Annotated in this window: 17 protein-coding genes; 4 read left to right on the top strand and 13 right to left on the bottom strand. The window is 61.5% G+C overall.

Going from position 1 to position 23341, the window contains the following annotated elements; genetic code table 11:
• Nucleotides 1–427: 427 nt before the first annotated feature.
• The 12 genes from MSG32_RS03295 to MSG32_RS03240 all read right to left on the bottom strand — a co-directional run bounded on the left by MSG32_RS03295 (nt 428) and on the right by MSG32_RS03240 (nt 19461).
• On the bottom strand, nt 428–2035 hold the full coding sequence (locus MSG32_RS03295) for a BCCT family transporter (RefSeq protein WP_054557121.1): 1608 nt from the start codon (nt 2033–2035) through the stop codon (nt 428–430).
• Nucleotides 2036–2588: 553 nt separating this feature from the next.
• Nucleotides 2589–4013 (bottom strand): NAD-dependent succinate-semialdehyde dehydrogenase, encoded by a 1425-nt coding sequence (locus tag MSG32_RS03290; RefSeq protein ID WP_248377598.1) that lies wholly within the window; start codon nt 4011–4013, stop codon nt 2589–2591.
• Nucleotides 4014–4127: 114 nt separating this feature from the next.
• Nucleotides 4128–5051: a LysR substrate-binding domain-containing protein gene (locus MSG32_RS03285; protein ID WP_248377596.1), complete on the bottom strand. Its 924-nt coding sequence runs from the start codon at nt 5049–5051 to the stop codon at nt 4128–4130.
• 141 nt (nt 5052–5192) lie between these two features.
• Complete coding sequence (locus tag MSG32_RS03280) at nt 5193–6785, bottom strand: BCCT family transporter (RefSeq protein WP_248377594.1); 1593 nt, start codon at nt 6783–6785, stop codon at nt 5193–5195.
• A 276-nt stretch (nt 6786–7061) separates the two neighbouring features.
• Nucleotides 7062–8414: an adenylosuccinate lyase family protein gene (locus MSG32_RS03275; RefSeq protein WP_248377592.1), complete on the bottom strand. Its 1353-nt coding sequence runs from the start codon at nt 8412–8414 to the stop codon at nt 7062–7064.
• Between the two features lie 150 nt (nt 8415–8564).
• Nucleotides 8565–9656 carry a zinc-binding dehydrogenase gene (locus tag MSG32_RS03270; RefSeq protein ID WP_107334500.1) on the bottom strand — a complete coding sequence of 364 codons (1092 nt, stop codon included), beginning with the start codon at nt 9654–9656 and terminating at the stop codon, nt 8565–8567.
• A 280-nt stretch (nt 9657–9936) separates the two neighbouring features.
• A complete protein-coding gene (locus tag MSG32_RS03265) occupies nt 9937–10314 on the bottom strand; it encodes a hypothetical protein (RefSeq protein ID WP_107334499.1) in 378 nt (125 codons plus the stop codon).
• Nucleotides 10311–11168 carry an N-acyl homoserine lactonase family protein gene (locus MSG32_RS03260; protein ID WP_107334498.1) on the bottom strand — a complete coding sequence of 286 codons (858 nt, stop codon included), beginning with the start codon at nt 11166–11168 and terminating at the stop codon, nt 10311–10313. The genes MSG32_RS03265 and MSG32_RS03260 overlap by 4 nt, the downstream gene beginning before the upstream one ends.
• Before the next feature lie 515 nt (nt 11169–11683).
• Entirely contained in the window at nt 11684–14194 is a 2511-nt protein-coding gene (locus tag MSG32_RS03255; RefSeq protein WP_248377590.1) for a CoA transferase, read from the bottom strand.
• Nucleotides 14195–14293: 99 nt separating this feature from the next.
• On the bottom strand, nt 14294–15931 hold the full coding sequence (locus tag MSG32_RS03250; protein ID WP_215823029.1) for a BCCT family transporter: 1638 nt from the start codon (nt 15929–15931) through the stop codon (nt 14294–14296).
• Between the two features lie 153 nt (nt 15932–16084).
• The gene (locus MSG32_RS03245) at nt 16085–17854 is read right to left on the bottom strand and encodes a GMC family oxidoreductase N-terminal domain-containing protein (protein ID WP_282460250.1); all 1770 of its coding nucleotides are present in this window, start codon (nt 17852–17854) and stop codon (nt 16085–16087) included.
• An 89-nt stretch (nt 17855–17943) separates the two neighbouring features.
• Nucleotides 17944–19461, bottom strand: a complete 1518-nt coding sequence (locus tag MSG32_RS03240; protein WP_248377588.1) for a CoA-acylating methylmalonate-semialdehyde dehydrogenase — start codon at nt 19459–19461, stop codon at nt 17944–17946.
• A 454-nt stretch (nt 19462–19915) separates the two neighbouring features.
• Between MSG32_RS03240 and MSG32_RS03235 the strand changes: the two genes are divergently transcribed.
• The 4 genes from MSG32_RS03235 to MSG32_RS03220 all read left to right on the top strand — a co-directional run bounded on the left by MSG32_RS03235 (nt 19916) and on the right by MSG32_RS03220 (nt 22173).
• Nucleotides 19916–20812: a LysR family transcriptional regulator gene (locus tag MSG32_RS03235; protein ID WP_248377586.1), complete on the top strand. Its 897-nt coding sequence runs from the start codon at nt 19916–19918 to the stop codon at nt 20810–20812.
• Between the two features lie 280 nt (nt 20813–21092).
• Nucleotides 21093–21461 carry a PH domain-containing protein gene (locus MSG32_RS03230; protein WP_054557116.1) on the top strand — a complete coding sequence of 123 codons (369 nt, stop codon included), beginning with the start codon at nt 21093–21095 and terminating at the stop codon, nt 21459–21461.
• Between the two features lie 86 nt (nt 21462–21547).
• Nucleotides 21548–21865, top strand: a complete 318-nt coding sequence (locus tag MSG32_RS03225; RefSeq protein WP_215823034.1) for a hypothetical protein — start codon at nt 21548–21550, stop codon at nt 21863–21865.
• A 131-nt stretch (nt 21866–21996) separates the two neighbouring features.
• Nucleotides 21997–22173 carry a hypothetical protein gene (locus MSG32_RS03220; protein WP_160317890.1) on the top strand — a complete coding sequence of 59 codons (177 nt, stop codon included), beginning with the start codon at nt 21997–21999 and terminating at the stop codon, nt 22171–22173.
• 464 nt (nt 22174–22637) lie between these two features.
• On the opposite strand, the gene MSG32_RS03215 is transcribed toward MSG32_RS03220, so the two are convergent.
• Nucleotides 22638–23306, bottom strand: a complete 669-nt coding sequence (locus MSG32_RS03215) for a DUF938 domain-containing protein (protein ID WP_248377584.1) — start codon at nt 23304–23306, stop codon at nt 22638–22640.
• Nucleotides 23307–23341 lie beyond the last annotated feature (35 nt).

Here is a 23341-nt window from a genome sequence, read left to right as displayed (position 1 = left end):
CAGGCCAGATGCAAACTCCTCCCTGATCAATCGCCCAGCGAGAGACCGCCAACCCAAGGCCTGAGGGCCAGACGTTCAGCCCAGGATTGTTGCGTCCTGTCATCCAATCCGCGCGGCTCAAGATACTCGATGCTGCCTGTCACCCACCTCGAATACGAAAGGATGAAGGCCCACCATTCGCCCGCTCCCCCTCTTTCTGCCTTGTCGTCCTCTGCAGACCGTCTGCTTGAGAGCCTACTATTGAGCGCTTCTCGCCAAGCGCTATAGGACTTGATCGTCCCTGCCAGAAATGACCGAGCGAAGAGCCGGGCATGGGCAAAACTGCGCCTTGACAGGCGATTCCATATACCAGAAACGACGAGGGCCCCTCATGTTGAGGGGCCCTTGTCGTTAGGTCTTGCGCCGTCTCTTTCAGCGCATGGCGCGGTTACGCCTGGCGATTCGTCTTCTTCGGCTTGCGCTGGAAGGCCGGCATGTCATCGATGACCAGTACCGGATTCAGCTCTTCCTTGGGGAAGTCATTCTTGAGCCAGCGCAGCATCGAGAGCGCCAGAATCAGCATCACCGGAATCATCGGCAGCGCCACCACGATGGTCGAGGTCTGCACCGTCTGCAGGCCACCCAGCTGGATCAGCGCGACCCCGACGGCCGCGATCAGGAAGGCCCAGATCAAGCGGAACGAGCGCTTGGGCTCCTGATACCCGGACAGCTTGCGTGAGGTCACCGAGGCCAGAACGTAGGCCGAGCTGTCCAGCGTGGTCGCCAGGAAGATGAAGCACAGCAGGATGAAGGCCACCGTGACCAGCTTGGCGTACGGCAGGGTCTGCAGAATGCCTTCCACCGCCAGCGGGATACCGCCGCTGTCCAGCAGCGCCTTGATGTCCAGCGCGCCGCTGATCTGCAGGTCCAGCGCGTAACCGCCCCACACCGCGAAGAACACCCAGGTTCCCAGCGAGCCGAACACCAGCTCCGCGATGATCAGCTCACGGATGGTACGGCCGCGCGAGATACGGGCCACGAACAGACCCACCATCGGCGCGTAGGCGATCCACCAGGCCCAGTAGAAGACGGTCCAGTCCTTCCAGAAAGTGGAATCCCCCGCCGGGTCGGTCCACAGGCTCATCGGGATGAAGTTGCCCAGGGTCTTGCCGAGGCTGTTGACGAAGCCTTCGACCATGAACTGCGAGTCACCGACGATGAAGGTGAAGGCCAGCAGGAAGATCGCCAGGATCACGTTGACGTCGGAGAGAATCTTGATGCCCTTGGCCAGGCCGAACCAGACACTGGCGGAGAACATCGCCGTCCAGATGCACAGTACCGCGACTTCCAGCCCGAAGTTGGCTTCCATGCCGAGGATGCCGCTGACCAGCTGTGACACCAGCGGGACCGCCAGCCCCAGCGAGGTGCCGACGCCGCCCACGATCCCGAATACGACGATGGAATCCAGCAGCACGCCCCAGGCGCCATCCGCATGACGGCCCAGCACGCCGCGCGAGGCGACGGACAGACGCACGCCATCACGCTTCTTGACGTACATGGAGTAGGCGATCGGCAGGCCCGGCAGGCAATAGAAGGCCCACGGCGTCAGCCCCCAGTGGAACTGACCGAAGGCCAGCGCCCACTCCGCGGCTTCACGGCTCTTGGCCGCCACGTGATAGGCCGGCGAGGTGTAGTAGTAGATCGGCTCGACCCACGCCCAGTTGACGATCGCGATCCCCATCCCGCAGGTGAAGATCATCGCCACCCAGCTGAAGTAGGAGAAATCGGGCGTGTCCTCTGCCCCGCCCAGGCGGACGTTGCCGTAGCGGCTGAAGGCCAGCCAGATGAGGAATCCGACGACGCTCAGGCCGGCCACCAGATACAGCCAGCCGAACTTGCCGGTGGCGAAGGAGAAAGCGGCATTGATCAGCGCGGTGCTGGCATCCGGGAACAGGATGACCGGGCCGATGAAGGCCAGGATGACCAATACGGCGGGGATGAAGACACGCGGGTCCAGATGATCACCATCACTGGCGGGGGGAACTGCTTCTTGCACGACTACCACCTTAGTGAGAAAGCCCGAGCAAGAGGGGCGAGACGTCGCTCTTGCTCGGGCAGTTCGCTGTATTCAATAATTTTTCGTAATGAAAAGAGCGCGGTATTATACATATTTTTATTCCACGCGCATTATACTTTCCCGGCAACCGCGGGGAGCATGAATCGCGACACGGTATTTTCTCATGCAAACATGAATTTCATTCATCAACCTCGCGCTGCGCACTCCATCTCCTCGCGCTCTCCTCATGCCTTCTTCGCGCCCTCCTCGACCAAGTTTCCACCAGACGCGAACAGGCCGCCGACACGTCAATGTCGGCGGCCTGTGGGTCTCAAGCGCTCATGAGCGGCGACTGTCACGCAGAAGCCAGCACCTGACGCGGCAGTCTTTCCGCCCCTTGCTTCGCGAGGGTCACCCCAGCCGATGCGCCAACGTCACACGCAGAAGCCTCGACGTTCACCTCGTGTCACAAGACGCTCAGCGCTTGAGCACTTCTCATGCGCCGGAAGCTGACGCCTGCCAGCTCAGGGTCAGACAAGCCGGCCTTGAGCGATCAGCACTGGCTGACGTACTGGGTCTTGATATAGGCATCCAGCGCTTCGATACCCCCCTCGACGCCATAGCCGCTATCGCCCCAGCCCCCGAGAGGCACCTCGGCAAAGTGCGCCGGCACGTCATTCACGCCGATCGTGCCCGCATAGATGTTGTCCTTGAAGAACTGCTGACGCGTCGGGTCATGCGTGAAGACATAGGCCGCCAGGCCGTAATCGACGCTGTTGGATAGCGCGATGACCTCCTCATCCGTGCGGTAAGGCGTAATGGGCACGACCGGGCCGAAGATCTCGGTCTTCATCAACTCGGACTCCGGGTGCACATTCGTCAGTACGGTCGGGGCGAAGAAGAAGCCCTTGTCGCCCAGACGCTTGCCGCCGACTTCCACCTTGGCACCACGATGGCAGGCATCATCCACCAGGGCCTGCATGGCATCCAGACGGCGGATATTGGCCAGGGGCCCCATCTGGATACCCGCTTGACGGCCATCACCGACATTCAACTCGGCGGCAGCGGCAGTGAAGGTCGCCACGAAGCGCTCATGGACACTCTCGTGCACGAAATAGCGCGTCGGCGAGACACACACCTGACCGGCGTTGAAGAACTTCTTGGCCACCAGCATTCTGGCGACGCTTTCCACGTCGCTGTCCTGCGCGACGATGACCGGCGAATGGCCACCCAGCTCCATGGTGACCGGCTTCATGTACTCACCGGACTTGGACGCCAGCAGCTTGCCCACCGGTGATGAGCCGGTGAAGGTGATCTTGCGCACGGCAGGATGCTCGATCAGGCGCGAGGAAATATCCCCCGGCTTGCCCAGCAGCAGGTTGATGGCCTTGCCCGGGACACCGGCATCCAGCAGGGCCTGCACGAGTGCGATCGACGAGCCCGGCGTCTCTTCCGCCGGCTTGAGCACGCAGGAGCAACCCGCCCCCAGCAGCCCCGCCAGCTTCTTGGCCGTCAGCACGACCGGGAAGTTCCACGGCGAGAAGGCGGCGACGACGCCCACCGGCATCTTGCGAATCTCGATGCGATTGCCCGGCGTACGGCCCTGGATCAAGCGCCCGGCGATACGACGCGCTTCTTCACCGCCCCACTCCAGGAAGTCCGCCGCGCGTTCGATCTCACCCTCTGACTCCGCCAGCGGCTTGCCCTGCTCCTGGGTCAGGATGGCCGCGATGTCCGACTTGCGGGCGCGCAGCAGATCGGCAGAACGCTTGAGGATCTCACCGCGCTTCCACTGCGGTACCGTCTTCCACTCCTCGAGCCCCTCTTTGGCGGAAGCCACTGCGGCGTCGATATCCTCGGCGCTGGCATGCAGGAACTCCCCGATCACCGACTCGTTGGCCGGGTCGATCACCTGCTCGCGAACGTCGCTGCTGCCGTCGGTCCAGTGTCCATTGATCAAAAGCTTGTAATTGTTCATGGCGTCCTCTTGGTGACATCTAGCTCGCTGATGACGGCCTGAGGCCGGCCATAGCGAAGGGATTATGACGTGTGTGAAATCACGTGCTTGCGTGAACTGAAGGGCTTGCGTGACTCAGCGCGCGATACCTGCCGATTGCGGCGCAGATTCCGGCGCCGCTGAACCGGCCTTGAACTTGCCTTTCAACCAGTCGATGAACATCGCCTCACCTGGCGTATGGGTGCCATTGGCCGGCTCGAGCACATAGAAATCCTCGACGCTGGCGACCTCGCCGCCCAGAACCTTGACCAGCTGGCCGCTGGCCAGGTGGTCACCTACCAGCGAGTCCAGTGCCAGCGTGACGTAAGGCCCATTGGCGGCCAGCTCATAGGCCAGCAGATTGTTCTCCACCGACAGGGCCGGCTGGCAGCTCTGGAGGGGGATGCCATTCTGGTGGGCCCACTCCAGCCAGCCGGTGCGATTGCCCATGATGGCCACCAGTGGATGCGTCAAGACGTCTTCCAGCGAGGTGATTCGAGCGGCCAATTCGGGCGAGCACACGGGATAGGTGGTGTCCCTGCTCAGGCGATGGCAGTGATAGCCTGCCCAGCCGCCCTCGCCGTAGCGAATCTCGACACCGGCGCTGCTCTGATCGAAGTCCGACAACCAGAACCCGGTGTAGAGCTCGAAGGAGACGCCCGGACACAGGGCATGGAATTCATGCAGGTGGCGGGTGAGCCAGTGCTCCACGAAGGAGTAGTTCGCCCGCACCGTGACCGTGTCGCGTCGATCACGGCCGAACATCTGATCGGTCGCGTTCGAGATGCTGTCCAGTGATACCTTGATGACGTTGTAGTAATGGCGTCCCACATCGGTCAGCGCCACGCCCTTCTTGCTGCGGGTAATCAACCGCTTGCCCAGATACTCTTCCAGCGACTTGAGCTGCTGGCTCACCGCGGATTGGGTCACGCTGAGGCGCTCAGCCGCCAGCGTGATGGAGCCGGCGTCGACGACGGCCTTGAAGATGAACAACCAGTTATGGGGAGGGGGACGTTTCATCGCTGCTTCTCTGCTGCCTGCCTGGACCATGCTCGAACCTTCCGATTTCGAGCCTCGATACCCCGTCGCTTCCTTGATCGGGGCCGCGTGCCTGGCATCCTAACGCTCTCGCCTGACAGGCACGCGGCATTACGACCACTCTCAGACTTTTTCCACCGGCTTGAGCTTGATCTTGATGCTCTCGAAGTCCGCATCGGCGTGCAGATAGCGGAAGGTGGAGATCATCATCGCGATCATCACGAACACCAACGGCAAGGCGACGATGATCGAGGCGGTCTGCAGACTCTTCAGGCCACCCACGAACAGCAGTGACAGCGGGAAGATGGTGATGACGAAGCACCAGAACAGGCGATTGCTCTTTTCAGGCTCCTGCCCTTCGCCCAACTGGCGCGAGGTGGCACAGGCCAGCACATAAGCCGCCGAGTCAAAGGTGGTCGCCAGCAGCACGATGCCGGAGATGACCAGCGCGATCAGCACCAGGGCAGCGCCGGGCAGCTGATTGAAGACCTCGATGACCGCCGCCGGTGCCCCCGCGGAATTGACCAGCTCTGCCACCTGCAGCTGACCGGTCATCTGCAGATCCACCGAATACCCTCCGACCACGACATAGAACAGCGCGGTGCCGGCGGTCCCGAAGACCAGCATGCCGACGATGACTTCGCGGATGGTGCGCCCCTGGGAGATACGCGTCACGAACATGCCCATGAAGGGGGCGTAGGCGATCCACCAGGCCCAGTAGAAGACGGTCCATGCCTGCGGGAAGCCACCCTTGGCCACGCTGTCGGTCACGGTGCTCAGCTCGAGGAAGTGCTGCAGCGTATAGCCGACGGAATCAAAGCCCAGGCTGATGATGAAGTGCGTCGGACCGACCAGCAGGATGTAGGCCACGATGGCCAGCGTGACGACGGTGGAAAAGATGCTCAGTCGCTTGATGCCCTTGTCCAGCCCGAGACCGCTACTGATGGTGAAGACAGCGGTGCAGACCAGAATGATGGCGATATCCAGCTCCACCCCCGGTGTCAGACCGAAGACACTCGCCAGCGCAGTGCTGATCATCGGAGTGCCGAGTCCCAGCGAGGTGGCGGCGGCGCCCAGCATGCCGAACAGGAACAGGTAATTGATCGCGGTGCCGAGCGGCCCGTCCACCAGCCCGCCCAGAGCGCCACGGCAGGACTCGCTGAGGTTGTAGATGTGGGTCTGGCGCACATAGAAGATGTAGGACATCGCCACGGCGGGGACGCAGTACATGGCCCAGGCGGAAGGCCCCCAGTGGAAGATGCCGTAGGCCTGCCCGATGGTGTAGAGCGCGGGGTCCTTGGCGTCCATGCCCAGTGGCGGCCAATTGAAGTGGAAGCCCCATTCGGTGCCCGCCCACAGCATCAGCCCGGTCGCGTTGCCGGCCAGGAAGACCATCATGATCCACGAGCTCTTGGAGAACTCGGGCTTGTCGGTCTGGCGGGCACTCAGGCGAATGTCGCCGAAGCGTGAGATGGCGAGATAGACCAGAAACAGCATGCAGGCGAGCGGCATGCCCAGGAAGACGACGTCGAAGTTGCGCGTCATCCAACCGAAGATCATGTCCATCGACTGCTTGCCCTGCTCGGGGAACAGGATCAATGGCAAAGCGACGGCGGCGACGATCAGGATGCTGATGATCTGCATTCGGCGATTGCTGTTGGACGGCGCGGAGGCAGATCTCTCCTGCGAGCCCTTATCAGAGGCGGCGTAAGACATGGCGTTATCCTTTTTATCGTTATAAGTGCATGGTGCTGTTGAATCGGCGTGGCGAACGCTCGGCCTGAATGCGGGGTGGGCTCCTCGAGTTGGCGCACCCGAGGAGTCCGAGCCGATGCCTGGCAGGCATGGCGATGGCGCTTCGCAAACATGGCTCGTCGACTCGCGACGTATTCCTCAAATCCTTTTTTCAAATTCTTTTGTTCAAATCCTTTTTTCAAATCCTGTAGTCAAGACCTGTCTTTCAAGCTCTGGTCCTTTAGCTGGCGCAGGGGGTCAGTCAGCCCGGGCCGACGTCGTCATGCGATCGACGATGGTGGTCGCCATGCCCAGGTAGGAGGCAGGCGACAGCACGGTGGCCAGCTGCTCCGGACTCAGGTGGCGGGTGACGGCCGGATTGGCGCACAGCGCGGCATGCAGCGAGATACCGTCACGTTGCGCGTCACGGCAGGCCGCATAGACGACATCGTGGGCTTCCTGACGTCCCATGCCCTTGGCCAGCGCCATCATCGCCGATTCGGCCACGATCAGGCCCTGACTCAGCCCCAGATTCTTTTCCATCTGCTGCGGGAAGACTTCCAGCCCCTCGAGCACGAAGACCGCCTGGGAGACCGCGCAATGAGCAAGCACGAAGGCCTGCGGGAGACCGATCCATTCGGCATGCCAAGGGCCGGTTGCGCGTTCGAAATCGGCTTCCTGGGCATCCATCAGCAACGCGGCCGCCTTCTTGACGCCCATGTTGCAGCCACGAATCACCTCGCAGGAGATGGGGTTACGCTTCTGCGGCATGGTGGAAGAGGCTCCGCGGTCCTTGACGAACGGCTCGGACAGCTCGGCAATCTCATCCATGCACATGATCATGATGTCGACGGCGATCTTGCCCAGCGCTCCGGTCATGAGCGCCAGATGGCAACCGGCTTCGGCAAAGCCATCGCGGGTCGCATGCCAGGGCACCTGCGGCGCATTCAGCCCCAGCTCCTCGGCGAAGGCTGAGGTCAGTGCCTCGGCATTGTGCTCGATGGAGGCCAGCGTGCCGGCAGCACCCCACAGCTGGGCGTTCAGCACCCGCGGCTGCATCTCGCTCAGGCGGGTACGCGCTCGGCGCACGCCGTCCAGCCAGATGGTGGCCTTGTAGCCGAAGGTCACCGGCAAGGCATGTTGCAGATGCGTGCGCCCCGCCATCACGGTCTCACGATGTTCACGTGCCAGCGCCGTCAGGGCCTGCTCGACACGCTCAAGGTCGCGATCGATCAATGCCAGACCTTCGCGTATCTGCAGCACGGTGCCGGTGTCCATGATGTCCTGGGTCGTCGCCCCCCAGTGCACATAGCCACTGGCCGAGGGGCCGGCGGCTTCGGACAGTTGACGCACCAGTCCCAGTACCGGATAGCCCACGATGCCGGCATCACGTGCGAGCCGCGGCATGTCGACGCTCATTTCGCGTGCGGCGTCATCGATCTGCTGGCCTGCCTGGGCAGGAATGATATCGAGCCGTGCCTGGGCGCGCGCCAGGGCGGCCTCCGCCTGCAGCATGGCGGTTACCCGCGCCTCATCATTGAAGACGGCCTGCATGGCCTCGGAGTGAAACAACGGCGCGAAGAGCTGTGAGTCGGTAATGGAAGCGGTCATGACGATGTCCTGGCGGCCCCCCGGTGACAGGGAGCGCTTGATGGGCCGTGCAGGGGTCTCCCCTGTCACGGATCATTGGCTGAGCGGCTGACGAATGAAGAAGCGGATAGAAGCGAGTGGCAGAGACAGCCAGGCTGTCCCTGCGGGCAATCAGCCCTCGCCGCTCATCACGATGGAGGCGCGTGTCACCTTGCGAGCCAGTGAATCGGCCAGCGCATTCTCGACACATTCGAGGGAGTACTCGGTATCCAGCAGCTTCTCGAACGGCAATGTCGTCATGTTGTCGCTGAGGAATTTCAGCGAGTGCCACAGATAACGCGGCTGGTAGCGCATCACCGGAATGATGGTGACCTGCTGACGGGTGATGAAGCCCGGGTCAACGGCGATGGTCTTGCCCGGCGTGACATTGCCCATCGTCACCAGCTTGCCGCCGCTGCGCACCAGCTCGATGCCCTCGACGAACGCTTCCGGGACGCCCGCGACTTCCAGGCAGACATCGGCGCCATTGCCACCGGTCAACTCCTTGAGGCGCTCGATACGCGATTCCTTGCTCGGGTAGTCCTTGAAGTTGATCACGTTGTCGGCGCCGAACTCCCGCGCCAGTGCCAGGCGCCCTTCATCGGCGTCGATCACGGTGACAGTCGCGCCCTTGCGATGGGCGATGGCCGTGGCGTAGATGCCGAGGCCACCCGCACCCTGGACCACGACGTGGTCCTGCATCTTGACCTCCGCCAGATCCAGGCCATAGAAGACCTGTGACAGGGCGCAGTTGGCGCCAGCCGCCAGCTTGTCGGGCACGTTGTCCGGCACCTTGTAGAAGAACTGGCCGGGATGAATGAAGTAGTGGGTAGAGAAGGTCGTGTGGAAGTGCGGCGCTTCCTGAGGAGATCTGGCCCAGAAGCTATAGGCGTTCTCACACAGGTTGAGCTTGCCGGATTGACAGGCCGGACAGCGCTGGCAGGCGATGAAATAGGTCGCCGCGATGCGGTCGCCCACGGCCAGCGGCACACCGGCATTGTCCGTCGTGACGCCCTCGCCCAGCTGATCGATCACCCCGACGGTCTCATGCCCCAGACCACCGCTCTTCTTGGGATGCTCGCCCTTCCAGATATGCAGCTCTGACCCGCAGACGTTGCTGCACAATACCTTGACCACCACGGCGCCCGGCCCCGGGGCTGGCACATCGAATTCCTGATAGCCCAATTTGCCCGGCTCACTCATCACTGCAATCTTGCCTTTCATGTTCCACCTCTGAATTATGTGTCCTGCTTGCGCGGTAAAAAATACGGGTACTTGAACAAGGCGTCGTACCCGCCAATGGCGCGCTACCCAAACGCAAGACTGGTAAACAAGGGGGCTTTCTGTGGAGCCCGCTCAATGTTCTCTCAACTGGCTCTCGACTGGCTCGACTGGCTCTCGACTGGCTCTCGAAAGTTGATCAACAGGCGCTCAACAAGTGCGCAACAGCCCTTTCAATCATGCTCTCAACAACCGCGTGATGACGGGATGGATCGCCAAAAAATCAGATCACACCATTCTTGCGTGTTTCCAGGGTTTCCTGGATGGAAATGACCGGCTCATCCCAGGGGTGACTGGCAAAGATACTCAGAATCACCTGATCAAGAATCTTCTTGTCACGCACGATGGAAAATTCGACCAGTGTGGAATCCGTCATGTAAGGCTCATCGATATTTCCCGCATAGGTATCGCAGCCGGCACGCGGCGTACAGCGCTCGGTACCGGAATGCGAACACCAGGAAACCCCATCATAATTGCCGTACTTCAGGTTGGTCGCCGTCTTGACTGATGCCAACACTTTCTCGAGGTATTCCTCAAGAACAAAGACGCGAACACGGTAGGACTCTACCAGTTGGATGTCGCACGCCACTGAGCTATTCATTCGTAATATCCATCAGTCGATTTGATAAGGGTGCTGAACTGCTCGCCATCATGACCGAACCAGACATCTGCCTTGCTTGCGGCCGACAGTTTCTTGATGCGCTCGATGGTCTTCATGTAACCGATGGAGTCATAGAGCGTGGCGGGCAGGCGTGCGGGAGGCCCATAGTTCTCGGCGGAGTAGACCGCGTCGGAGGCCAGGATGATGTTGTTGCTGCCGGCCATCTCGATCTTCAGACCGAGCATCCCGTAGGAATGACCACTGCCGAAGTTGAGAATCTCGATGCCATCCAGCAAGGTAAGGTTGTCTTCTTCCGGCTTGATGATGCGCCAGGCAAGGTTGCTCTTTATCCAGGCATCCATGTCAGCCCAGATAAAGCCATCGGCGTCACGATTGTGGGCGTAATGCACCAGGGCGGCATTGAATTCGTCCTGATGAACGATGATCTGTGCATTGGTGAAAAGCTCGAGACATCCTGAGTGATCAAGATGCAGATGCGACACCACGACATAGTCGATTTCGCGCGGGTCCATGCCAATCTCTTCAAGTCGGCTGTGCAGATGACAATCCTGACCGTCCACTTCGGCGGTAAAGTGGAGCAGATTCTGGATCGCCGATGGCCAACGGCCATTCTCGCCCATGCCATCCGGATGGCAGGCGGTATCGAACAATACCTTGCCATCGGGGTGATCAATCAACACGGTATAGACAGGGAATTCGACCAGCGTGTTCGGCTTGTGTGGATCCTGTGCACTGGCGGGATCATGCATGCTGACCATGAAGTTCTTGTCCATCTTCATGCGTCCATTATCCAGCACATAAACCTTGGGATACTGCTTGATCAGGTTGGACATTTCTGTACGACCTCGGCGTTTGGCATGTCGTTATTGTCATAGTTATCGTTGGCGCTCAGGCAATATCGACCCACGCCCAATCAGTGACAAACGCTATTTTTTTAATGTTACCCCTTAGGTTTACTTATGTTTGCAAAATGCCACTGCGACGCCACCCTCTTGTGGCCCGTCACCCCGCATGGCGACTGGGTTCTTGCAGATTGCGAGCGGGTGGGAACCCTCGGAAATTCAGCATGCAATTCCCCCGTTTTTTCGCCTGCCTGCGACTAATGACGTAGCGCCAGACGACACCTGTGGCGGCCGAGCGCGCAGCAAGGTCGTGATGGGTGCAGTTGACCCACTTCGCGAACGGTTTTCCTGCAGCGCTCACGCGCAAGCCGCCTTGAGATCAGCCAGCCGGTCAGCACAAAAAAACGCCCCGCCTCGTGAATACGAGATGGGGCGTTGGAACATCTCAGGCGCTATCGACTGCCTTCAGCCGGCGGCCCGCGGTGGAAAGGCACCGTATGGCGGGATCAGCTTGGCAGGTACTCCTCACTCCAGCTTTCGGACACCACACCCTCCTCGATCAACTGATCGATCTCTTCATCGCTGTGATCAAGGTCCTTGAGCACCGAGCGAGTCGAGGCGCCGTATTTCTCGGCCGGCGACAGTGGGTAGATGCGTCCACGCCGTGGACGGATGGCGTAGGGGTCAAGCTGGGTGATCTCGTTACCGCTGGGGTGGTCCGAGTAGACCGAGAACGAATAGCTGCCGGCATCGATCCCGGTCCGCTCGCCAGCCGGGTGCACGTTGTAGGAGCGCAATGTCTCCAGGTTCTCGCACACGGCCGCGGCGATATCCGCCGCCTGCAGGCGCTCGACCCAATCATTGGCTCGCGCGCTGATGAAACGAGGTGCCAGGTAGGCGGCGCGCTCCTCACGCGGGATTTCCGGCAATTCTTCCAACCCCTCGACCTTGCGGAATTTCTCCAGCTCCGATTCATAGGCACTGACCAGCAGGATGCCATCGGAGGCCGAATAGAAACGCGCCAGGTCATCGTAGCCGGTCGCCTCACGACCGGAGGGCTCGTCGAACAGGCCACGGCGCTCATAGTCATAGCAGAACGGCAGCTGGGCCAGACCGCTCAGCGCCGACAGCGAGGTCTTGATGCGCGAGGTGCGGCCGGTCTTGAGCTTGCGATACAGCGCGGTGGCAATCCCCAGCGACGCACCAAAGCCGCACATGACATCAATGGTACCGACGTGGGCGTGCTCCTCGGGAGTGTCCATGCTGCCGCCGAAGCGCAGCATGATGCCGGTGGTGGCCTGCACCAGATCGTCATAGCCGAGGTAGTTGGTGCGCGGCCCGGGCAGCACGCCACTGAAGCAGTCCAGCTGACAGAAGACGGCGTCCGGATTCAGCTCGCGCATGGCCTCCTCGCTCAGTCCCATGGAGGCCACCTGCCGGTCGGTGGCATTCCAGACCACCACGTCACTCTGACGAATCAGCTCATCCAGGATGGCACGCCCGCGGGGCTGTCTGACATCGGTCAGCAGCGAGCGCTTGGAACGCATGTGCGACAGGCCGAAGATGACGGTATTCCAGCAGTCATAGAACGGCTTGGCCGGGTCGACCTTGATGACCTCGGCACCGAAGCGCGCCAGATACGCCACCGAGTGCGGCCCGGCGATCACGTTGCACAGATCCAGAATCTTGACGCCTTCCAGCCAGCCATCGCGGGCATTGCGTGCCCGCACCCGCGGCAGCTTGGTCTCGATACGGGTCAGCACCGACAGCGCATGGGTGACGCTCACCCAGCGCCGCGGCCTGGGCGTCAGCATTTCCTGGCCGCTGTCGGCCATCCACACCATCGGACCGGGCTGAATCATCAGCCCGAATTCCGGGTCCTCGACCTCGACCATCAGGCCCGCCGTCTCGGCGTGGTCATCGTGGATCCACTCCTGCAGCCAGCGCTGCGGCGCGCCGGGGAACTTGCCCTTGCCGAAGATCTTCTCCCATTCCTTGGAGGTGCGCGTGAGGAAGACCTCCTTCATGCGCGCCGCGATATGGTCCGCCCAGGGCTTGGGCAACGGATAGACGCCCAGCGACATGTCGGATTGCCATTCGCTGCTCGGGCGATAGGTATCCGGCTCCTCGCTCATGCCTTCGGCGACCAGCTCATCGTAGAGCCCCAGTACCTTCAGGCAGCGCTTGGCGTGCTCGCGGTGACTCGGACAGACCACATAGAACATGCGGCCATCCTTGCACTTGTAGCTGCGATAGAAGGGATCGAGCAGCTCCTGCAGCTCGTCGTAGTCGAGATTCATCGGCTGGCCTTCGATACGCCGACGTTCGATCTCCTTCTCGCGCTGGGTCTTGTAGCGCTCCGGCAGGCCCTCGATCTTGATCGAGTTGTAGCAGAGCCCTTCCATCAGCGCGCAGACCAGCGGCACCTCGATCTCGTCGCCCATGCCAGTCCGCTCGCGGGCCTGCAGCGCCAGCACCACCGAGGAAGCCGCCAGCATGGTGCCGTAGGCCGAGCCCAGCGGCAGCGGCGAGAAGGACGGATTGATGCCCATCAGCACCCGGTTGAGGCCCATGTCGGTGAAGACGCCGGAATTGGCGGCGATCACGCTCTCGAAGGCGCGCCAGTCGCGGCGCAGGGTGTCATTGGAGGCAAAGCCGGGAATCGACAGCGTGATCAGCTCATTGCGCTCCTCGCGCAGGGCCTGGAAGTCGATGCCCAGCCGCTTCATGACCCCGGGGCGGAAGCTCTCGATCACGATGTCGGCCTCCTCGATCAGCGCCAGCGCCTGCTCGACGCCCTCTTCTGACTTGAGGTTCAGCGAGACGATCAGCTTGTTGCGATTGAGCGTGGCATTGGCCGGCGACTGCCACATCGGCCCGCCGGGCGGATCGACGTGAACCACGGTAGCGCCCAGGTCGGCGAGGATCATGGCGACGGCCGGGCCCGCCATGTATTGACCGAAATCGATGACCTTGACGTCAGTCAGCGGCAGGCGGGTTTCGGAGTGGATTGTCATCGGTGCGGTCCTTCTGTCCGGGGGGCATGCGGGTTGCGTCAGCCCCGGTGAGCGTCATGTGTTGAGAGCATGTGTTGAGAGAGACAGGGAAAAGTGCACTCAGCGAGGCTTGGCGTCATCGCGCGGGCTGGGAGTCTCCAGCACCAGATGCGGTTCCAGCACCTTGCGCGCGAAATCCTGGCGCAACCAGCGCACCAGCGACCAGGTCAGGATGAACAGCACCGGAATCATCGGCAGCGCGACCACGATGGTGGAAGTCTGCACCGCCTTGAGGCCGCCCAGCTGGATCAATGCCACCCCGACACCGGCGATCAGGAAGGCCCAGATCAGGCGCACGCTGCGCTTGGGCTCCTGATAGCCTGAGAGCTCACGCGTGGTCACCGATGCCAGCACATAGGCCGAGCTATCCAGGGTGGTGGCGAGGAAGATGAAGCACAGCAGGATGAAGCTTGCGGTGATCAGCTCGGAGAACGGCAGCGTGGCGAGAATCGCGGACACGGCGCCGGGGATACCGCCGTCGCTGAGTGCAGCCGCGACATCCAGGGTGCCACTCACCTGCAGGTCCAGCGCATAACCGCCCCAGACCGCGAAGAACACCCAGCAGCCCAGCGAGCCGAACACCAGCTCGGCGATGATCAGTTCACGAATGGTGCGCCCCCGCGAGATACGGGCGACGAACAGCCCCATCATCGGCGCGTAGGCGATCCACCAGGCCCAGTAGAAGACGGTCCAGTCCTTCCAGAAGGTCGAATCGCCCACCGGGTCGGTCCACAGGCTCATGGTCACGAAGCTCGACAGCATGGTGCCGAGACTGTTGACCCAGCCTTCCACCATGAACAGCGACGGCCCGGCGATGAAGGTGAAGGCCAGCAAGGCGATGGCCAGAATCACGTTGATGTCGGAGAGAATCTTGATGCCCTTGGCCAGCCCGAACCACACACTGGCGGAGAAGATCGCCGTCCAGATCAGCAGCACTCCCAGATTGAGCGCAAAGGACGGCTCGATGCCCAGCAGGTCTCCGAGCAGTCGTGATACCAGCGGCACCGCCAGCCCCAGCGAGGTGCCGACACCGCCGACGATGCCGAACACCACCACGGCATCCAGCAACACGCCCCACCAGCCATCGGCACGCTTGCCGAGCACGCCGCTGGAGGCCACGGACAGACGCACGCCCGGGCGATTGCGCACATACATGGAATAGGCGATGGGAATCGCCGGCAGGCAATAGAACGCCCAGGGCGTCAGCCCCCAGTGGAACTGGCCATAGGCCAACGCCCACTCGGCGGCCGCATCACTGCCGGCCTTGACGTCAAATGGGGGGCCGGTGAAATAGTAGATCGGCTCGACCCACGCCCAGTTGACGATGGCGATACCGATGCCGCCGGCGAAGATCATCGCGACCCAGCTGAAATACGAGAACTCCGGCGTGTCCTGCGGGCCGCCCAGACGGACGTTGCCGTAGCGGCTGAACGCCAGACCGATCAGGAACACGACGACGGAGAAGCCCGCCAGCAGGTAAAGCCAGCCGAAATTGCCGGTCGCGAAGGCGAAGGCCGCATTGACGGCAGCCTCACCGGATTCGGGAAACAGGATGATGGGAATGATGAGGCCGGCGATGACGAGCACCGAGGGCAGGAAAACCCGCCAGTCGATCTCGTCGCGGGCCTTGTGGGAGGCGCGGGGCTCGCGTGTCGGGCTCCCGCTGCCGGAAGACGTCTTGGGCGCAGAACTGCTCATGTTGATCACCGTTATTGTGGTTATGCGGTTCGGTGTCGAGACGCGGGGATTGCCCTGCGATTGGCGTATCGCAAGGTCCCCTATCGGATATGCCACAGGTTGTTGAAGTGCTGGCGTTGGCCTCGAGTCAGGCGCAACACCTGAAGCCATGCCTCATGATGCGGCTTCCAGAATCCATCCCGCGGCTTTTTCCGCGATCATCAGGGTCGGCGAGTTGGTATTGCCGCTGACGATGGTCGGCATGATGCCGGCATCCGCCACCCGCAATCCCTGGATACCGCGCACACGCAGACGGCTGTCGACCACCGCCATCGGGTCATCCGCGCGCCCCATGCGCGTGGTGCCCACCGGATGGAAGATGGTGGTGCCGATATCGCCGGCCAGCCTGGCGAGCTCTTCATCAGTCTGGTACTCGACCCCCGGCTTGATCTCCTCGGGCTTGTAGCGCGCAAAGGCGGGCTGGGAGGCGATACGCCGCGTGACCCGCAAGGAATCGGCCGCGACCTTGCGGTCTTCTTCCGTGCTCAGGTAGTTGGGCGCGATGGCCGGGGCCTGACGCGGGTCGGCGCTCTGCAGACGCACCGTGCCACGGCTGGTGGGGTTGAGATTGCAGACACTCGCGGTGATCGCCGGGAAGGGATGCAACGGCTGCCCGAAGGCCTCGAGGCTCAGCGGCTGGACGTGGTACTGGATGTTGGGATGGGCATAGTCATCGCTGCTGCACGTGAAGGCCCCCAGCTGCGACGGCGCCATGCTCATCGGCCCGGAACGCTTGAACAGGTACTGCATGCCGATGCCCATCTTGCCCAGCAAGGTGCTGGCCATGGCGTTCAGGGTCTTGGCATTGGTGACCTTGTAGACCGAGCGGATCTGCAGGTGGTCCTGCAGGTTCTCGCCGACGCCGGGCAGGTCCTTGACCACCTCGACGCCGTGTTCCTCCAGCAGTGCCCTGGGCCCGACGCCCGAAACCTGCAGCAGATGTGGCGAGCCGATGGCGCCGGCACACAGCACGACTTCACGCTTCGCCGAGAGGTTGATGACCTTGCCGTCACGCACGACCTGCAGTCCCGTGCAGCGCAGATTGGAGGCTTGCTTCGCTGCGTCCGCCGCCCCTGTGCCAGCCCCTGTGCCCTGCTCGTCGCCCGCGAACAGCAGACGATTGACCTGGGTGGAGTGCCACAGGGTCAGGTTGCTGCGCTTGAGCGCCGGGCGCAGGAAGGCCTTGGCCGTGTTCCAGCGCCAGCCCGCCCGCTGATTGACCTCGAAATAGGCCACCCCTTCATTGCTGCCGCGATTGAAGTCCTTGGTGCGCGGAATGCCGGCCTGCTCGGCCGCACTGGCGAAGTCATCCAGCACTTCCCAGTTGAGGCGTTGACGCTCGACGCGCCACTCCCCACCGTGACCATGGAAATCACGCTGCTCGGGATCACTGCTGGCGCCGTCATCCAGTAGCGCGTGATCCTCGTGACGCATGAAGTCAGCCAGACACTGCTCCCAACGCCACTCGTCGTCTCCGGACACCTCGGCCCAGTGATCGTAATCCCGCGCCTGGCCGCGCATGTAGATCATGCCGTTGATGCTGGAACAGCCGCCCAGCGTCTTGCCGCGCGGATAGATCAGCGAACGGCCGTTGAGTCCCTTGTCCGGCTCGGTGCGGAACATCCAGTCGGTGCGCGGGTTGTTGATGCAGTACAGATAGCCCACCGGAATGTGAATCCAGTGGTAGTTGTCACGTCCGCCCGCCTCGACCAGCAACACGCGGTGGTCAGGGTTGGCGCTGAGGCGATTGGCCATCAGGCAGCCGGCGGAACCGGCGCCCACGATGATGTAATCGAATTCAGAGAGATCGTCGCCCGGTTTGGCGGGGCGAGCGTCCTGCTCGCCCTCCGGGGATCGATGCGGGTTGTTCTTGTTGTCTGACATGGCGCGTCCCTCTCCAGACAGCTGGCGTATGTTGGTAGGTAACCAGAATGCAGATGGCGACAGTGCAGATGACCGCAGTCGCGAGCGACTTACTTGGCCGTCGGCATGGCGAATTCGGCACCGGCATCGATGGAATCCGACCAGCGCTGCATGATGGACTTCTGCTTGGTATAGAAACGCACACCCTCTTCTCCGTAGGCGTGGGTATCCCCGAACAGGGAGCTCTTCCAGCCACCGAAACCGTGCCAGGCCATCGGGACCGGAATCGGCACGTTGATGCCGACCATGCCAACCTGAATGCGGCGCCCGAATTCCCGCGCGACACTGCCACTCTCGGTGAAGCAGCTCACGCCGTTGCCGAATTCGTGGTCGTTGATCAGCTGGATGGCGGTCGCGACGTCCGGCACGCGGACACAGGCCAGGACCGGGCCGAAGATCTCTTCCTTGTAGATGGTCATGTCCGGCGTGACGTGATCGAACAGCGTGCCGCCCATCCAGAAGCCTTCAGTGCTGTCGCCGCCGATGTCGTTACCGGAGAACTCACGCCCGTCGACGATCATCTCGGCGCCTTCCGCGACACCCTTTTCGATGTAACCGCAGATACGCTCATGCGCCTGACGGGTGACGATCGGGCCCATCTCGGCGTCCAGGTTCATGCCGTCCTTGATCTTGAGCTCGCGGGCACGCTCAGCCAGACGCGGCACCAGGGTGTCCGCCACATCGCCCACCATCACCGCGACGCTGATGGCCATGCAGCGCTCGCCGGCGGAGCCGTAGGCCGCGCCGATCAGGGCATCCACCGCCTTGTCGAGGTTGGCGTCCGGCATCACCACCATGTGGTTCTTGGCGCCACCCAGTGCCTGGATGCGCTTGCCGTGACGTGCGCCGCGCTCGTAGATCAGGTTGGCGATCGGGGTCGAGCCCACGAAGGACAGGGCGCGCACCTTGGGGTGATCGATCAGCGCCTCGACGGAATCCTTGTCGCCCTGCACCACATTGAAGACGCCATCCGGCAGGCCCGCCTGCTTGAGCAGGTCCGCCATCATCAGCGAGGCGCTGGGGTCCAGCGGGCTCGGCTTGAGCACGAAGCTGTTGCCTGCCGCGATGGCGACCGGGAACATCCACATCGGCACCATCACCGGGAAGTTGAACGGCGTGATGCCAGCGACGACGCCCAGCGGCTGGCGCATCGTCCAGTTGTCGATGCCGGTGCTGACCTGGTCGGTGAAGTCACCCTTGAGCAGCTGCGGGATACCGCAGGCGAATTCGACGATATCGATGCCGCGTGCCACTTCGCCCTGGGCGTCGGTGAACACCTTTCCGTGCTCACGGGTGATCGCCTCCGACAGTTCGTCCTTGTGCTCGTTGAGCAGTGCGAGGAACTTGAACATCACTCGGGCACGGCGAATCGGCGGCGTGTCGGCCCAGGCCGGGAAGGCGGCGTCGGCAGCAGCCACGGCGGCATCGACATCACTGTTGCGTGCCAGCGCGACCTGACCGGTCACCTTGCCTGTGGCCGGATTGAAGACATCCTGAGTGGCGCTGGAGTCGCCTCGGGTCACCTGGCCGTTGATGAAATGCTGGATAGCGTTGGCTGCTGTCGTCATGGTGCTGATCTCCGCTGGCGGTGTTTTATAGGAATAAGCCTGTGTAATGCACATGTCTGGCGCTGAAGGTCCTTCGCCTGGTCAATGACGAACGAGGACATGCCATCAGCAGGTGTTCATGAAATTACGCCGCCACGCGCAGGGTGCAATTGAGTAATTCTTGGGTGAGATATAACGATTGCTGATATCCGATTTCGCTCAGAAATTTCTCCGCTTCCCTCGAGAACCAGATCAACAGTTAAGCGTTTATAATCAATTGGTTACAATGAAAAAGAAGGAGGGTGTCTCGACAGCGGCAGGCGCTTCGATCACGAGGCCTGACCCGGGTGAACACGGCTTACCGCTACCAATGGCCAATAGGTGGCAGAGAACGAATTCAGGCCACAATGTGTGATGCAGGGCCAGCAGCACGTGTCTCGCCGGCCAGAAAATGCCAAACACATGGATGTCACTGATGCAGGATCTGTCCCGACTCAACGCCTTTGTCACCGTGGCGCGCACCGGCAGCGTGTCGCGAGCGGCGCAGGCGTTGCACCTCACCCAGCCCGCGATCAGCCTCAAGCTCAAGCAATTGCAGGAAGGCCTGGGATTGAGCCTGTTCGAGCGTCACCCCCATGGCCTGTTGTTGACGGCCGATGGCCAGGCCTTGCTGCCCAGTGCCGAGAAGACCCTGGCCAGCGCGCGTGGCTTCGAGCAGGCCGCCGCGGCACTGCACAGCACAGTGCGCGGCAAGCTGCGCATCGGCACCATCGTCGACCCGGAGTTCATCCGTCTGGGCAGCTTGCTGCGTCATCTGCTGGAACGCGCACCCAATCTGGAAACGGAACTCCATCACGGCATGAGCGGTTGCGTCCTCAAGGCGCTACGCCAGAATGAGCTGGAAATCGGCTTCTACCTCGCTCCCCCTGGAGAAGGCCCACGCGATGACTCCCTCTGTTATCGCGAGCTGGCATTCTTCGACTACTTCATTCTCGCCCCCAGCGGCTGGTCAGCGCGCCTGACGGAGACTGACTGGCCCTCCCTGGCCGCCCTGCCGTGGATCGTGACGCCGGAAAATTCCGTCCACTCACGCCTGCTGGCGCATGCCATGCGCGACAGTCAGTGCACACCTCATCGCGTCGCGCAGGTGGATCAGGAAGTCTGCATGCTGGACCTGGTGCGCGCCGGCGTCGGGCTGACACTGGCCCGTGATGTATTGGCGCTGGCCGAGCGTCAGGAACGTGGCCTCAATATCGTGCCGGATACCCGCCTGCCCTGCGCCTTGAGTGTGGTGTGGCGGCACGACAAGCAACACGAACCCTGTGTCGAAGCCGCCCTGCAAAGTCTCGAAGAGGTCTGGCCGGCTGAGTGAGGGAAGATGGCCTCCCGAGATCAGACAGCAAGCGTCATGCTGACCAGAGAGGCCGGTGTGCATTCCGACGTTCTCCCTTCTTGCACGGCCACGCAGCACACTTGATCGCCTCGGAGCTCTGGTGTCAGGGCACGGGGCTACTCCGTTGGCGCGGGATGGATTATTCTAGTCGTGATACTGAAAAAGCCGCATGTCCCGCCAGAGGCCGAGGGATGGCCCTTTCTCATGCGCTAGCGAAGTATCTCCAGATGGCAGCACTGTCGAATCACAAGGTAATACAATGATAGATTTCAATAATAAAGGCTTTTTTAAACTCAAACAGAACGATGAATATGCCGAACGCGTCAATGACCTGCTGATCGATGGCGAAGAAATCATTTCAGCCTATAAATCAATGCGTGACGGGGTCGTGTTCACCAACAAGCGTATTATCGCTGTCAATGTTCAAGGATTGACGGGCAGCAAGAAAGACTTTACCTCCCTCCCTTACAAGAAGATTGAAACCTATTCCATCGAAACTTCCGGCACCTTTGATCTTGATTCAGAGCTCACTATCTATTTCTCGGCACTCGGTACGGTGAGATTTGAATTTACCGGCAAGACACGCCTTACCGAAATCTCGCAAGTCATCACCACCTATGTGTGTTGATTCCCTGCTGCTTCAGATGTGAATTCCTTTGATCAAACGGGGTTACCCAGATGAGTGACATGTCAGTCGACCAATTCGAAGAAAGCATGAAACGCGAACTCGACAAGTTCGTGCGCAGTACCAACAGAACCGCCAGCTCAACCTCCCGTGAGTCCGCTCCTCGCGCGCGTCCTGAAGCACCACGCGCCAGAGAGACCACCACTCCCCTCAAGGGACTGCGTGTGACGCTTGGCGTCAAGCAGAAGCGACTGGCATTGGAAGTGCCCTTCACGGTGCAGACCGACAGCATCTCGCGAATGGAAGCGCGCATCCATGCCGAGAAAGCGGCACGCAAGGCCGGCTGGAAGATCATCAGCCATGTGATCGACTGGAATGATACCGAGCGAGAACCCGACGTTCGCTGATACTTCGGTTACTAGGCCTGAGGGGGTGACATCGGTTGCGCCACTAGCCCATATCGAGATTACCGAAAGGCAATCACGCCTTGGGCGGCATAGGCTCTGTAGACACACTCACGGTCTAGAGGGGTATGCGCATGAAACACTTCGATTCATTGTTCTCGCTGTTCGCGGCGGTCCTGTTGTCAGCCCTACTGCCCTTTACCATGGAAAGTGACGCAAGGTCTGCCTCTCACGACCCGCAACCTTTCTCATCCCCTCTGGCAGAAGGCTCGCTCAAGGAAGACGACGGTGACGAGACGCCAGACGCGTGAGTCAACGACCTTGCGCTGCCCTGATGTATGGCAAACGTGCACGGCCTCTCGCGAAGCGATCGCCTGGAAACGTCTGCCCTGCTAAACGCCACCTTTCTCGGCACTGCCCACTGGACCAACTCCCAGGCCGGCGCTATCGCTTCCGCTTGCGTCTCCCCGTTGCACTCAACCTACGCAAGCAGGCTTCTTTATGACGTTCGTTGCGCGGCGGAGGGGCTGTGGTATTTACCATTTGATGTCAGTCAGGTTGGTAGCATCAATACACATATAGGTAGATAGATAGCGGCCCTTATTGAAGGTGAGTCGGGGATTCAAGCGCTTGCGCACTACCATGCAGCCGCATTTCTTTCGCCAATACACGACAATGCCCCGACCTGGCGACAGGGCGGGACATTGTCGTAGTGAATGGGCCACATGAGATGAACTCACCACCTCTGACGGCCTACTGACGGCCATCGCCAGCGCTAACGCCGAAACACCACACTCAAGTTGTTCGCCGGCATCTCGACGACCTTGTCGAGTGTCAGGCCGTTGCGCTCCGCTTCCTCGATGACCGCTTCCAGATCACGCACGCCCCATAACGGGTTGCGGCTCTTGAGCTGCACATCAAAGCCTTCGTTGCTCGGCGCCGTGTGCTGCCCTCCCCGCTTGTAGGGGCCGTAGAGATACAGCACGCCGTCCTTCGGGAGAAGTCGACCGGCCTGTAACATCAGCTCGGACGTGACCCGCCACGGCGAGATGTGGATCAGATTGATCGCCACCAGTGCATCGCATGCCACCTCAGGCCACTCGGCCTGCACATCCAGCGTGATCGGCGCCTTCAGGTTGGGCAGTGCGGCTTCGGCGCGCCAATCCACGATCGATTGCAGTGCTCTCGGGCTGGCATCGCTGGGTTGCCATTCCAGATGAGGCAATCCGTGGGCGAAATGCACCGCGTGCTCGCCGCTGCCACTGGCCAGTTCCAGCACCTGACGTCGCTGTGCCAGCACATCCCGCAGAACATCGAGAATCACGTCACGATTGCGGGCAACAGCCGGGCTGGCGAGACGCTGACTGTGCGTCACCTCGACATCCTTCTGCGATGATCGCGACGCAACACTTGGCAAGCCATCGGGTAACTCGGGGGTGGCCATGCAGCACTCCTTTCAACAGGGCAAATGACTCAGAA

This window comes from Cobetia sp. 1CM21F, from assembly GCF_023161745.1.
In the GTDB taxonomy this organism is placed as follows: domain Bacteria; phylum Pseudomonadota; class Gammaproteobacteria; order Pseudomonadales; family Halomonadaceae; genus Cobetia; species Cobetia amphilecti.
Note: the sequence above shows the minus strand (reverse complement) of the source record. Positions and strands in the feature narration are given on the sequence as shown.